Source organism: Streptomyces sp. NPDC089424 (assembly GCF_044749345.1).
In the GTDB taxonomy this organism is placed as follows: domain Bacteria; phylum Actinomycetota; class Actinomycetes; order Streptomycetales; family Streptomycetaceae; genus Streptomyces.
Genome location: NZ_JBIVHU010000002.1, coordinates 135674 through 146899, shown reverse-complemented (window position 1 = coordinate 146899; position 11226 = coordinate 135674). Strand labels below are relative to the sequence as shown.

Sequence of the window (11226 nt, the reverse complement as noted above, 5' to 3'; positions counted from 1 at the left end):
ACGAAGGGCCGCTCAGTCCGCCAGGCCCGGCATCGCGCCCTCGGCGAGCTTGATGCGGGTCCAGACGTTCATGTTGACGACGACGCCGACAATCTCAAGCATTTCCTCCGGGCTGAAGTGCGCAGCGAGCGCGTCGTGGAAGCGCTGGAATGCCGCGTCGCGATCGGTGTCGGCAGCGCGGGTGAGCGCCTCGGTGTAGCGCAGCGCCGCCTGCTCGGCCTCGGAGTACAGCTCGGTCTCCCACCACGCGGTCAGAGTGTCGATCTTGGCCCGGGGGATGCCCGCCCCACGTGCCGCCTGATAATGCAGGTTGAGACAGTAGGTGCAGTTGTTGAGCTGCGAGACCCGCAGGCGCAGTAGCTGGGCGAGACCGCGGTCGATACGCAGCGTCGCTGTGTATCCAAACGCATCCGCGCCCATCCGGGCCATGCCGATGAGCACCTCGTTGCGACTCGCGTCGAGTCGACGGTTCGCGATCTGCACATCATCGGCCATCTCGGCCCCTTCGGTGCTCAGTGTTCCTTCGGCCGTACTTCCGGACCCCGCTCCGAGCCGCTCGTTCATCCCTGACAAAACACCAGTTCCGGGCGACCGTGGGACTCCCGGCAAGCGGCGGCGTGTCGGCAGGCGAGCGTGTGCCTGACCGCGCGGCTTGATCGGCGATGGACTGCGGGTATTCCACGAGGCGTCAAGCATGGACCATGCCCTGCTGTCGGACTCGTGTGGGCGACTGCCGGGAAGGAGGGAACACGACGCCCTGCTGCACACAGCGGACAACCAGCTCCTCACCGGCAAAGCAACGGGCGACGAAGCTCTTCGGGTCCCTCGCCGTCACTACGGTCGCCGCCTGGATCAGGGAAATCGACCATACGGCCAACTACGGGGGTTCCGGCCGCCTCAACGCGTCGGCTGTCGTGTTTCGTCGCTGGGGAAGCGCGGCTGGTAAGTGCGGGACACCTCGTGCACCTTGCGCAGGCCGAGGAACCCGAGGACGGCCGCGGTCACGACGGCGGTGGCGGAGGCGACCAGTGCCTGCACTGTGCCCCCGGCGTCAACGGCCTCGCAGACCACCGCGGCCAGCACGCCGGTGACAAAGGAATTGATGACGCCGACGACAAGAGGCGAGCCGGATAGCCAGTGCGTCACCCCCAGCCGGCGGCGGAAGCTGTAGGTCGTCCAGATCCCTGGCGGGTCGTCGTGGTACCCCGCGATGAGGTACGGCTCCAGCTCCGGAGCGAGCTCGACGTATGCGTGCCGCAGCCGGTTCATGCCGATGATCAGCCAAGTGTCCTCGATATCGGCCTCGATCAGCCGGAAGTACGTCCCGAAGCCGACGAGCAGGACAACCGGCAGGACCAGCAACGCGAACGTCGTGAACCCGGACCCGAACCCCGTCGCGTTGGCCACCAGCGACAGCGCCACCACCGCAGCCGACAGCACCGTCAGATACGTCGCGGTCCGGCTGAAGATCTCCTGCCACGTCATACTTCGCGTCGCCAGCAGACTCCAATGCTCCGCCACCAGAAAATGCGCATGCGGCGTCCCGACATCCACGCCCTTCAGCTCTCTCATCCCCCGAGTGTGACCCCTGTCGCCGACGAGCTCGAAAGGCCCGCCGATGTGCACGTAGCGAGTTTGACGAAGCGCTCCCCGCCAGGAGGCCCTCGGTCAAGAGACGCCCGGCAAGCAGGACGCAGCTGGCGGCTTGGGCGGGTGATGCGGCGTCGGCCCGTGCGGGCGAGCGGGCCCGGACCACTCTGGCCTGCGCGGAGTGCGCTTGCTCCCGGATTGTGGGCGCCGTCTAGGTGAGGGAGGGTGGTATCCGGATCCGGCGAGTCATAGATCCGTGCTGTAGTTGATCACCCGCTCCAGGGCCTGGTGATGGAGGTGTGGTCCATGGCCGAGAAGAATCCGGCGCTGGAGGTCTCGCTGCCTTCTGAGGTCCAGCTGCTGCAGGAGGTCACTCCGCCCTTTCTTCCCGAGGGCGGATCGGCAATGACGATCCTTGTGGAGTGGCCTCCTGGCCATCCTGGCCTCCCTCCGCATCGCCACTCAGGGCCAGCGTTCGGCTACGTGATGGAGGGAAAACTCCGTTTCGAACTCGAGGGTGAGCCGGAGCGCGTGATCGAGGCCGGTGGGACGTTCTGGGAACCGGGCGGTGACGTAATCCACTACCAGGACGGAAACGCCAACTCGGACGCACCGGCCAAATTCATCGTGACCATGGTGTGTGCGCCCGGTCAGCCTATGCTCACAGTGGTCGACCAGGATGAGCTGAACGAAAGGGCGCACTTGCGTGCTCCACGCCCCTCCCAGGGCTGAGGATGCCGGAGTGCGGCCGGTGATCTTGGGCAGAACAGGACGACCGGCTGCGGGACGTCACCTGTTCGGGTACGTCAGAGCAGCCATAGCGGCCTATTCACGACGCTACGCAGGCGCTTCTGGCGTGCACGATCCGCTCGGCGACATCTGGCGCGCTGTACCTGCCTCTGAGGCCTCCGGGCCTGGGCCGCCGCCGAAAGAAGGACTTTCCCATGGATGTGAAGCTAGAGCTCATAGTCCTGCCCGTCTCCGACGTCGACAGGGCCAAGGCCTTCTACGAGGCCGCAGGATTCCGGCTGGACCTCGACGCCACCGTCAGCGCGAAGTGGCGCGCCGTACACCTCACGCCGCCTGGCTCGGAGTGCTCCATCATTTTCGGTGAGGGACTGACCTCGACCCCGCCGGGCGCGATCCAGGGCCTGTACCTCATCGTCCCCGACGTTGAGGCGGCACGCGCGGAGTTCGCCGCCCGCGGCGTCGACGTCAGTGAGGTATTCCACGACGCCGGAGGCATCTTCTTCCACGGCCACGACAATGGCGGAGTCGTCCATGACAGCGAGGGCCAGACACGCGAGGCCGGCCCCCATCCGGACCGTGCCTCCTATGGCTCCTACGCCACCTTCAGCGATCCGGACGGCAACGGCTGGGTGATCCAGGAGGTCACCATGCGGGCACCCGGCCGCTGAGACGGAGAACGAAAAGCCGGCGCATCAAGGCGAGCGGGGTCGCCGTGATCGATACCCGCTCCTCACGTCGAGGACCTGGGCGGCGGGGGCGACGACCGCGGGCGGTGACGTCCGCGTCCACGTAGTCGCCTGGGCGCATCCCCACGCGTGACACCGTCAATCAGATCTCTCCTGCGAGCCTGGTTTCACGGGCTCCCGTGAACGGTGCAGCAAGGGAAGCGCCGTCAGGGGAAAGACGATCACAGACAGGAGCCCGGCCGCCACCAGGGCCGCCGCGTTGGCGGGCTGGATCGCATCCAGCTTCAGTCCGATCGTCGTTGTCACCACGATGAACGGCAGGGAGGTGGCCTGCAGGAGGCCGCTGGCGAACACTTCCGCCCGGGACAGACCGGCCCTGCGGTAGACCAAGGCGGGCAAGCCGCGTACTAGGAGGAGTGCGGCGAGGAACATCGGCACGCGCAGGATGGTCGCGGTGTCGGCGAACAGCGCTTTGAGGTCGAACTGGATGCCGCTGGTGACGAAGAAGACCGGGACGAGGAAGCCGTAGCCGATTCCCTGGAGTTTGACGTGGAACTGGGGGTGCTTCCGGTCTGCGTCAGGTGCGACCAGCCGCAGTACGGCCCCGGCGATGAAGGCGCCGAGAACGGCCTCGAATCCCAGATGCATGGCGACGGCGGACAGCCCGACGACCAGAACCATCGTGAGGCGGATGCGGATCTGGGCGCTCGTGTCCGCGAGATTCACCAGAGTCCGCGACAGCCACATGGAGCGTCCGGCGCGCATCGACGTGACCACGATGAGCGCCGTCAGGCAGGCGAGGCCGATCAGCAGAAGGACCCTGGAGCCCGGGCTCGACGAATGCTCGGAGAAGAACAGCGACAGCAGCACGACGGCGCTGATATCACCGGCGGAGGCGCCACAGATGGTCAGTTGGCCGACCGGGCGTCCGACCGCGTCGGCGTCCTTCAGGATCGGGACCAGCAGTCCCAGGGACGTGGCCACGAGTGCGGTGCCGATCAGCAGGGGGCTCTCGACCAGGCCGGCAAGGTCCAGGCCCCAGCCGACGATCCCGGCCAGCGCGATCGAGGCCACCAGGCCGACGGCGACGAGCCTGGCCAGCGGCCCGCGCAGCAACTGGAAGTCGATCTCCAGGCCCGCAAGGAACAGCAGGAAACTCAGCCCGATGACGGACAGGGCCTGAACGGTGGCGTCCGGCCGCACCAGGTTCAGCACCGCCGGACCCAGCACGATGCCTGCCACAATCTCCAGGACCGGCCCCGGGAGCGGAACCCGGGGCACCAGGGCGAGGAGGAACGGGACAGCAGCCGCCACCACGAGGACGATGAGCAAATTGTCGTACCCCATCGCTGACTCCCGTAGCCGGTGTGACGGGCACAGGCTCCGGCCGCCGGTTCCGGCGCCGCCGTCACCTCCTTCCACGGTGCTATGGGGCGCCGGCTTTCGCAGGCTCAGCCGGTGTCCGCGCGCTCCGGGACCGGACGGGCGTCACCGTGGTAAGCCGCGGGTCACGTACTGCGGTGGATGCCGTCCGGGCTGAACGCTCGACCCGCATAGGGCCTGATTCGATGGCGGGACCCTGCGAACCCCTGACCGGGTTCATCGAAGGACGGGCCGGACGGTCGGGCGGACGGGCCGCCGTGGGATGCTGATGCGGGATGCACGGCCGATGCGGGTTCGCGGCCCGTTGACAGCCCCCTACAGGGAAGCCCTCAGCGGACACCAGGTGCGCGAGGGGACGATGTTGACAGTACGAGCAGGTCAGTCCCCGCTGGTCGCAGACGAGTGTGAGGGCCCCGCTGCCCCTGAGGCTGCTTGGAGTCTGTTGGGTGGATTGACGTGGAGCCAGGCGTGCACGGCTGTCTGCGGTGGCGCGGACGATGGCCGTGGGGTCCGGGCTCGTGCGGCCTGGCCTCGCAGGAGCCGTTCGGCCATGGCCTGGATCTGGGCTGCCCGGTCGGCGAAGGGCCGCGCCCCGTCCCGGGCCGCAGCACGCCGAAAGCCCGCTCGTCGTAGCGGGCCTGGTATGCGGCACTGGCCTGATGTGCGTAGACAGGGGCGATGACGGCTGCGCCTTGGGGGCGAAGTCGGCAGGTGGGTCAGGGGCGGTCGGCTTGGCGCCAGGCAAGCCCGGTGACGTCGACCGCAAGGTCGCCGGGGTCTCGAATTCCACGCTCGTCGCGAGTGGGCGGGCCGCGGGCAGGGCCGGCGCCTTCAGGAGGCACCAGAGCCCGTCGAAGATCCGAACGCTGATGCCCAGCGTCGTGGCTGTGCTTCGATCCCCCCAGCCAATTGAAAACACGTTGGCCGGTCTGCCGCGGAGCTGCGACGATGCCCCCTGTTCCCGAGCGGAGGACGATTGTTCGTTTTCGTGTGTGTGCGGTGTGACGCCGAGCTGACCGCCCCGTTGTCCCAGGTCGCCCTGCCGGCCCATGCTCGTCAGCAGTACGGGAACGGGCTTCAGCTCCCGGTGCTCATGGAATCGGGGACGTTCGCCGTGGAACCGGAGCCCTGGGGGCCGCCGTGGTGCAGGTGGGAGGAGATCGATCCGGACGAGGCAGCAGCCCGCGGCATCTACGCGCCGGTCCCCGCCCTGTCCGACGGCGCGCCCGGCGCAATTGTCATCGCACCGGGAGACACCCGTGGCGCCGTGCTGATCCCGGAGAAGCGCGGCGGCGCCTGCTGCGGCTTCGACGGGGGTGACGGCCCCAACATGGCCTGCGCGGCATGCGGTCTTCCGGTGGCTGCACGGATCGACGACTGCTCGCTCTGGCAGGCCGTGTGGCTCGCCCCGAACGCCGTGCGCCGCCTTCCCGTCGAAGGCACCGACGCCGGACCGCTGTCCTGGGAGGAACTGCTCGCGGAGGGTACGGGCGTGCCCCCGTCCGAGCCGATCGCCCGGTGGGGAGCGCTGTTCGGGGCGAGCGACCGGTGGCACTGGAGCCCCCAGTGGGTGGCGGCAGCCGGGCAGGCGCTCGCCCACCTCCTGGTGGCCTCGGAAGGCCGGGCGGTAGCCGTTCCGGAGGGCCTGACCGCAGTGATGTTCCAACGGGCCCTCGACATCCTGCTGCCGGCCGGTCCGCCGACGCGGCGCGCCGTCCTGGCCGGACCGGGACAGCCCGCGCGCGACACTGACGCGGACATCCTCCTCGTGCCGTCCCATCCGCAGACCGGTAAGGCATGGACCCCGGCCGCGTCGGCGTACCTGGTGCCGTTGCCGTTCGGGGTGTGGCTCCGGCTGGTCATCCCCGAGTCGCAGCTGCCCGTCCCCGCATCGGGTCTCCTACCCGACGGCGTCCTTCGCGACGACCCGCCCACGCCGAGTGTCCACGACGTGTTCCGGATCGACTGGCAAGTCTTCCAGCGAACCCTGGCCCGGCTGCCAGCCGTCCGCACCCCGTGGCTGCGCGAGATCCACGACAACCTCACGCAGCACATGCGCACTGGCCTCTTCTAGTCGACTGACAGGGTGCCAGGACCCCGTCCGATCTGTTCCGCAATCGAACAGCGCCGGACAGCGGTGCCTCCCGAAGTGGTGAACATCTGCTGTCCGTTCTTGGGTTCTGGTCCAACTTCTGTGGTGTGGCTACTCCCTGTGACTGGTGATCTCGCTGGTGCGCTTCGCGAGATCGTCTCGAAAGAGCTGGTGCCTGCAGCGTTCGGGCTGATGGTTCTGAGCTGTGCGCGAGGTACTGCTCCGGCTGGAAGAGCTGCTCTTCCTGGCGGATCCGGGGATCAGGGTGGAGTCCGTGCAGGACGATGGCGAAGTGATTCGATTCGGTGTCAGATGCCGAACGACCGGGGGCATGGTGTCCAGGCTGCGGTGGCTGGTCCGAGCGGGTGCACGGCTCTTACCTGCGGTTTCCGGCGGACCTGCCCGTGGTGGGGCGGCGGGTTGTGCTGCGACTTCGTGTCCGGCGCTTCACGTGCGGAGACGTCTCCTGCGGGCGGCGGACGTTCGTCGAGCAGGTCGCGGGCCTGACCCGGCGGCACAGTCAGCGGACCGAACGAATGCGGTCGCTGCTGGCCGAGGTCGGCCTCGCCCTGGCCGGCCGCGCCGGTGCCCGCTGACCGACGTCTTCGGGGCGAGGGTCAGTAGGAACACGGTCCTGCGACTGGTCGAGGCCCTGCCGGAGCCGCAACCGCAGAGCCCGCGTGTGGTCGGCGTCGATGAGTACGCGATGCGCAAGGGGCGTGTCTATGGGACTGTGCTGGTCGACGTCGAGACCCGCAGGCCGGTGGACCTGCTGCCGGATCGTGAGGCGGGCACGGTCGCGGCCTGGCTGGCCGATCATCCGGGGATCGAGGTTGTCTGCCGCGATCGCGCCCCGTTCTTCGCCGAGGGTGCCAGCATCGGGGCGCCCACCGCGGTCCAGGTCGCCGACAGGTTCCACCTCTGGCGCAACCTCGGCGAAGCGGCAGAACGGTGCGTGTCCCGCCACCGCTCTTGCCTCCGTGCGACCTTCGCCGAGCCGGCGCCAGAGAGCCCTCCGGCACCGGCCGGGAGCGGGTCGCCGTGGCCCACCGGACACCGGTTCGCCGATCGCACCCGCGCCAAGCACGCCGCCGTCCACGCGCTGCTGGCTGCCGGCCACAGCCGACGCTCGATCCAGTGAGAACTCGGCATGACCTACCGCACCGTCAAGCTGCTGGCCGACGCCGCGAAGGCGGAAGACCTGTTCCACGGGCAGTGGCAGAACCGCAGGACCAAGCTCGACGACTTCAGGCCCTACCTGCACGAGCGGTGGGCCGAGGGCTGCACGAACGCCTGGAGCCTCTGGGAAGAGATCAAGACGCATGGCTACACGGGCGGCTACGGAGCCGTCCGCGCCTACCTCCAGCCATTCCGCACATCCCCGACCGCACCCGCAGCTCGTCCGCCGTCACCACGCACGGTCACCGGCTGGATCCTGACTCACCCCGACACCCTGCCGGAGAGCGAGCGACTGAAGCTCAAGTCCGTCCTTGCCGGCTGCCCCGAACTGGAAGCCCTCACCGGACACGTCAGCGCATTCGGGAAGATGCTCACCCAGCTCGGGCGACCAGCTCCCACAATGGATCAAGCGGGTCCGCTCCGACGACCTGCCCAGCCTCCACGCCTTCGCGAACGGCCTCGAACGCGATCTCGCCACCGTAACAGCCGGCCTCACACTGCCGTGGAGCTCCGGCGTCGTCGAAGGCCACGTCAATCGGATCAAAATGATCAAGCGCCAAATGTATGGCCGTGCCAGCTTCGCGCTCCTGCGGAAGCGAGTCCTACTCGCCAGCTGAGTTCTCGGCTTCTGCGCGTAGGTCATGAATAGAGAAGGTCACCGGCGAAGGACTCGCGTCGCATTCCCGGCCGTGCAGTTCCTCCGGGCGCAATGACCAGGCGATGGCCTCGCCGGGGCCGCAGTACGACGGGTCCAGCTGGAATGTGGTCCGTGTACCGGAGCTTGGATGTGGCGAACTCATCCCAGTCGCCCGCCGACACGGCCCCGGCCAGTTCCTGGCGGAAGCCTCGCCCGTTCAGCCGCACCTCAACAACAGTACGGACGCTGAGGACCGCGGCCGCCGCAGGCGCCCATCGCTCCTTGTCGACGAGAGAACCGAAGAATCCAGGGACAGGTCTTCCCCGCTCGTCGCCAGTACGGCGCTGGTCATCCTCCACGCTGAAGGCCAGGTCCGATTCGATCTCCACGCTGATCTGGCCATGCGTGCCGTCGCGGTGGTGCAGCGCGTCCCACACCACTTGCTGAAGAATCTCTGTCGGAAGCTCAGGACTTTCCCGGGCGACCCGGAAGTACATCGCAGGACGCGCCCGCACGTGCTCCTCGAAGGTGATTGCCTGGATCTGGTCAGCCGTGTAGCGCTCCACGGAGCCGATCATCGCATTCGCCGCTGACAACCAATGCCGCCTACGCTATGGCGTGATCGTCACCCAGCGTTATCGTTTCACAGAAGTTGGACCAGAACCCGAGTTTTGACGGCGCTGGAGGGCTCCTCGACTGCCGCTTTTGCCCGAACTGTGCCCGCGAGGTTCAGGCGACGGATGGACGATTTGGATCGGTTGGGACGATCGCGTGCTCGTCGAAGAGCTGTTCAAGGGCTTCGTGGCCGTGCTCACGGCGGTATGCCATCTCGGCTGCGGTGACCGGCAGGGCCCAGAGGATGCGGGCATCACCGTCCGGCAGCGGGCAGTATTCCAGGTCAGGGCCGTGGAGGTAGGGGAGGCTGATGAGCAGGTGGTCGCAGTGGGACCCGGGCAGCCACGGCTCCCCGATGGGCAGGCTGTGCTCGAGGTCGAGGTGGTGATCGGCGTGGTAGTAGGCGGTCATGGCCAGGAGCTCGGCGAAGCGTTCGTCGCGGACGGGAGCGGTGAGGACGAACTCGTGGCCGTGACCGTCCGTCTCGACCGTGGACCAGCAGCCGGCGGTGATGTAGGCCCAGCTGTCGGCGCGCGGTCCTGGGCTGACGGTGAGGATCCTCAAGTGGGGAACCGCTTGCCTTCGTCCAGGTCCCAGGTCGTAGTTGCTGACCGTGATCGCCTGGCCGGTGAAGAAGTCGCGAACGTGGGCCTCGACGCCTGCTATCGCCCGCTGGTTGCGCTCGCTCTCGAACATGACGGAGAGGATCTCACGGCTGGCCCAGGTGTCCTGGCTGTGAGTCCGCCCCGCCGCAGGCGGGGCGGACCCGGATAATTCAGCCGGCCTTGACCGGCTCCTCGGCTCGGGCTCGGGTGCTGGCGAGGCGGTAGGAGTCGGTGCCGGTCTCGATGATGGTGCCGTTGAACGTGAGCCGGTCGACGATTCGCCGCGCAGAGCCTCGGGTCGGTAAAGGTCTTCGTCCAGCCGCCGAACGACTCGTTGGATGCAACGGCGACGCTGTTCTTCTCCTCGCGTTCGGTCAGGACTGGAAGAGGAGTTCGGCGCCGTGGCGGTCGAGTCCCATGTAGCCGAGTTCGTCGATGCACAGGAGATCGACGCGGCCGTAGCGGGCGATCGTCTTGTTCAGCTGCTTCTCGTCCGCGGCCTCGACCAGCTCGTTGACCAGCTTGGTGGCGAGTGTGTAGCGGACGCGGTAGCCCTTCATCGCGGCTTCTGTGCCCAGAGCGATGAGCATGTGGGACTTGCCGGTGCCGGAGTCGCCGATCAGGCAGAGGGGCTGGCTCTTCTTGATCCATTCGCAGCTGGCGAGGGTGTGGATGGCCGCCGGGTCGATGTTCGGGTTGGCGTCGAAGTCGAAGGTCCTCAGGGACTTCTCCCTCGGGAAACCGGCTGCCTTGATCCGCCTCTCCGACCTGCGGCGGGCCCGGTCGTCGCACTCGGCCATCAGCAGTTCGGCGAGGAAGCCGCAGTAGGTCATCTGGTCCTTGAGCGCCCGGTCGGCGATGTCCTGGTGGACGAGCTGCACAACCTCGGCTCCGCCGGAACCAGGGCCGCACACTCCTCTTCCACGGCCACCTCGAGCCCGTCCTCCTACGCGACCGCGACCCTCAGTACGTGCAGTGGGAGGGCACCCTCTGGCACAGCACACGCACCCACGACCTCATGCGCGAAGAAGTCGCGAAGAGACGCCGAGCTTCCGAGGCAGGAACCCTTCCCCACTACAGTTCCGGCTCGTGACCGATGCCACCCACCGCACTGCTGCGGACGACGACGCGCTTCTGGAGAGGCTGCACGCACTCACATGGGGCGCGGGAGGCGCCTTCCCCTCCCGCGGAAGCCTCCCCGACAAGCCCTTCCCGCCTGTCACGTTCGCTGAAGTTAAGGACGCGGAACTGAAGCTCGGGTTTCGGCTGCCCGAGTTGCTTCGACGCGTCTACACCGAGATCGGTGACGGAGGATTCGGACCGGATGGCGGCCTCGCATCACTGATACCGCGCAGCATCCCGCACTGGCACGTCCAGGACTGGCCCTGCGCAACCGCCCTTCATGACCAGCGGCCAGGATGGGGGCCACCGGCCTCGTGGTTCTTCCTGACCGGCGGCGGCTGCACCATGGAGTGGCACGTCTCCCTGATAGCGGTCGACAACCCGGTGCTTCTCTGGGACGCCGACGGCTGGGAACCCGATTGGGGCCAGAACCCTCACGACGGCCTGCGCTACGCAGCACCGTCTCTGCGCCAATGGCTGTGGACTTGGGCGGATGGAGGCGACGTGTGGGATGAGGCACTAGGGTCCGTCTTCAAAGATCATCGCGTTGGTGGATCATGACGGGGT

At 67.7% G+C, this 11226-nt stretch carries 12 protein-coding genes and 2 pseudogenes; 8 read left to right on the top strand and 6 right to left on the bottom strand.

Features of this window, described 5'->3' with window-relative positions:
* Nucleotides 1-12 precede the first annotated feature (12 nt).
* The gene (locus ACIP2X_RS08265) at nucleotides 13-495 is read right to left on the bottom strand and encodes a carboxymuconolactone decarboxylase family protein (RefSeq protein WP_401669216.1); all 483 of its coding nucleotides are present in this window, start codon (nucleotides 493-495) and stop codon (nucleotides 13-15) included.
* A gap of 402 nt (nucleotides 496-897) precedes the next feature.
* Entirely contained in the window at nucleotides 898-1572 is a 675-nt protein-coding gene (locus ACIP2X_RS08260; RefSeq protein ID WP_401669213.1) for a hypothetical protein, read from the bottom strand.
* A 324-nt stretch (nucleotides 1573-1896) separates the two neighbouring features.
* Here ACIP2X_RS08260 and ACIP2X_RS08255 point away from each other — a divergent pair, with 324 nt between their 5' ends.
* The gene (locus ACIP2X_RS08255; RefSeq protein WP_401669211.1) at nucleotides 1897-2322 is read left to right on the top strand and encodes a cupin domain-containing protein; all 426 of its coding nucleotides are present in this window, start codon (nucleotides 1897-1899) and stop codon (nucleotides 2320-2322) included.
* A gap of 212 nt (nucleotides 2323-2534) precedes the next feature.
* Complete coding sequence (locus ACIP2X_RS08250) at nucleotides 2535-3008, top strand: VOC family protein (RefSeq protein ID WP_401669209.1); 474 nt, start codon at nucleotides 2535-2537, stop codon at nucleotides 3006-3008.
* Between the two features lie 156 nt (nucleotides 3009-3164).
* Here the strand turns inward: ACIP2X_RS08250 and ACIP2X_RS08245 are convergent, their stop codons facing one another.
* Nucleotides 3165-4373 carry a cation:proton antiporter gene (locus ACIP2X_RS08245; protein WP_401669206.1) on the bottom strand — a complete coding sequence of 403 codons (1209 nt, stop codon included), beginning with the start codon at nucleotides 4371-4373 and terminating at the stop codon, nucleotides 3165-3167.
* A 1012-nt stretch (nucleotides 4374-5385) separates the two neighbouring features.
* Between ACIP2X_RS08245 and ACIP2X_RS08240 the strand changes: the two genes are divergently transcribed.
* The 5 genes and pseudogenes from ACIP2X_RS08240 to ACIP2X_RS08220 all read left to right on the top strand — a co-directional run bounded on the left by ACIP2X_RS08240 (nucleotide 5386) and on the right by ACIP2X_RS08220 (nucleotide 8297).
* Nucleotides 5386-6483, top strand: coding sequence for a hypothetical protein (locus tag ACIP2X_RS08240; RefSeq protein WP_401669204.1), 1098 nt, complete (start codon nucleotides 5386-5388; stop codon nucleotides 6481-6483).
* Nucleotides 6484-6806: 323 nt separating this feature from the next.
* A pseudogene (locus tag ACIP2X_RS08235) lies at nucleotides 6807-6899 on the top strand (hypothetical protein); the annotation flags it as partial.
* A gap of 24 nt (nucleotides 6900-6923) precedes the next feature.
* A complete protein-coding gene (locus tag ACIP2X_RS08230) occupies nucleotides 6924-7097 on the top strand; it encodes a hypothetical protein (protein WP_401672386.1) in 174 nt (57 codons plus the stop codon).
* Nucleotides 7098-7183: 86 nt separating this feature from the next.
* A complete protein-coding gene (locus ACIP2X_RS08225; RefSeq protein ID WP_401669202.1) occupies nucleotides 7184-7642 on the top strand; it encodes a transposase in 459 nt (152 codons plus the stop codon).
* Between the two features lie 349 nt (nucleotides 7643-7991).
* The gene (locus tag ACIP2X_RS08220) at nucleotides 7992-8297 is read left to right on the top strand and encodes a transposase (protein WP_401669200.1); all 306 of its coding nucleotides are present in this window, start codon (nucleotides 7992-7994) and stop codon (nucleotides 8295-8297) included.
* 22 nt (nucleotides 8298-8319) lie between these two features.
* Here the strand turns inward: ACIP2X_RS08220 and ACIP2X_RS08215 are convergent, their stop codons facing one another.
* From ACIP2X_RS08215 to istB, 3 genes and pseudogenes are all read right to left on the bottom strand, one after another.
* On the bottom strand, nucleotides 8320-8883 hold the full coding sequence (locus ACIP2X_RS08215) for a hypothetical protein (RefSeq protein WP_401669197.1): 564 nt from the start codon (nucleotides 8881-8883) through the stop codon (nucleotides 8320-8322).
* A gap of 163 nt (nucleotides 8884-9046) precedes the next feature.
* Entirely contained in the window at nucleotides 9047-9628 is a 582-nt protein-coding gene (locus tag ACIP2X_RS08210; RefSeq protein WP_401669195.1) for a suppressor of fused domain protein, read from the bottom strand.
* Between the two features lie 79 nt (nucleotides 9629-9707).
* Nucleotides 9708-10385 (bottom strand): annotated as a pseudogene (gene istB / locus ACIP2X_RS08205) (IS21-like element helper ATPase IstB); the annotation flags it as partial.
* Between the two features lie 241 nt (nucleotides 10386-10626).
* Here istB and ACIP2X_RS08200 point away from each other — a divergent pair.
* The gene (locus ACIP2X_RS08200; protein WP_401669193.1) at nucleotides 10627-11220 is read left to right on the top strand and encodes an SMI1/KNR4 family protein; all 594 of its coding nucleotides are present in this window, start codon (nucleotides 10627-10629) and stop codon (nucleotides 11218-11220) included.
* Nucleotides 11221-11226 lie beyond the last annotated feature (6 nt).

What these genes read in the sequence shown, in the direction of transcription:
- ACIP2X_RS08210 (WP_401669195.1), bottom strand. Translation starts at nt 9,628, where the DNA reads ATGTTCGAGAGCGAGCGCAACCAGCGGGCGATAGCAGGCGTCGAGGCC.
- ACIP2X_RS08250 (WP_401669209.1), top strand. Translation starts at nt 2,535, where the DNA reads ATGGATGTGAAGCTAGAGCTCATAGTCCTGCCCGTCTCCGACGTCGAC.
- ACIP2X_RS08265 (WP_401669216.1), bottom strand. Translation starts at nt 495, where the DNA reads ATGGCCGATGATGTGCAGATCGCGAACCGTCGACTCGACGCGAGTCGC.
- ACIP2X_RS08245 (WP_401669206.1), bottom strand. Translation starts at nt 4,373, where the DNA reads ATGGGGTACGACAATTTGCTCATCGTCCTCGTGGTGGCGGCTGCTGTC.
- ACIP2X_RS08260 (WP_401669213.1), bottom strand. Translation starts at nt 1,572, where the DNA reads ATGAGAGAGCTGAAGGGCGTGGATGTCGGGACGCCGCATGCGCATTTT.
- ACIP2X_RS08255 (WP_401669211.1), top strand. Translation starts at nt 1,897, where the DNA reads ATGGCCGAGAAGAATCCGGCGCTGGAGGTCTCGCTGCCTTCTGAGGTC.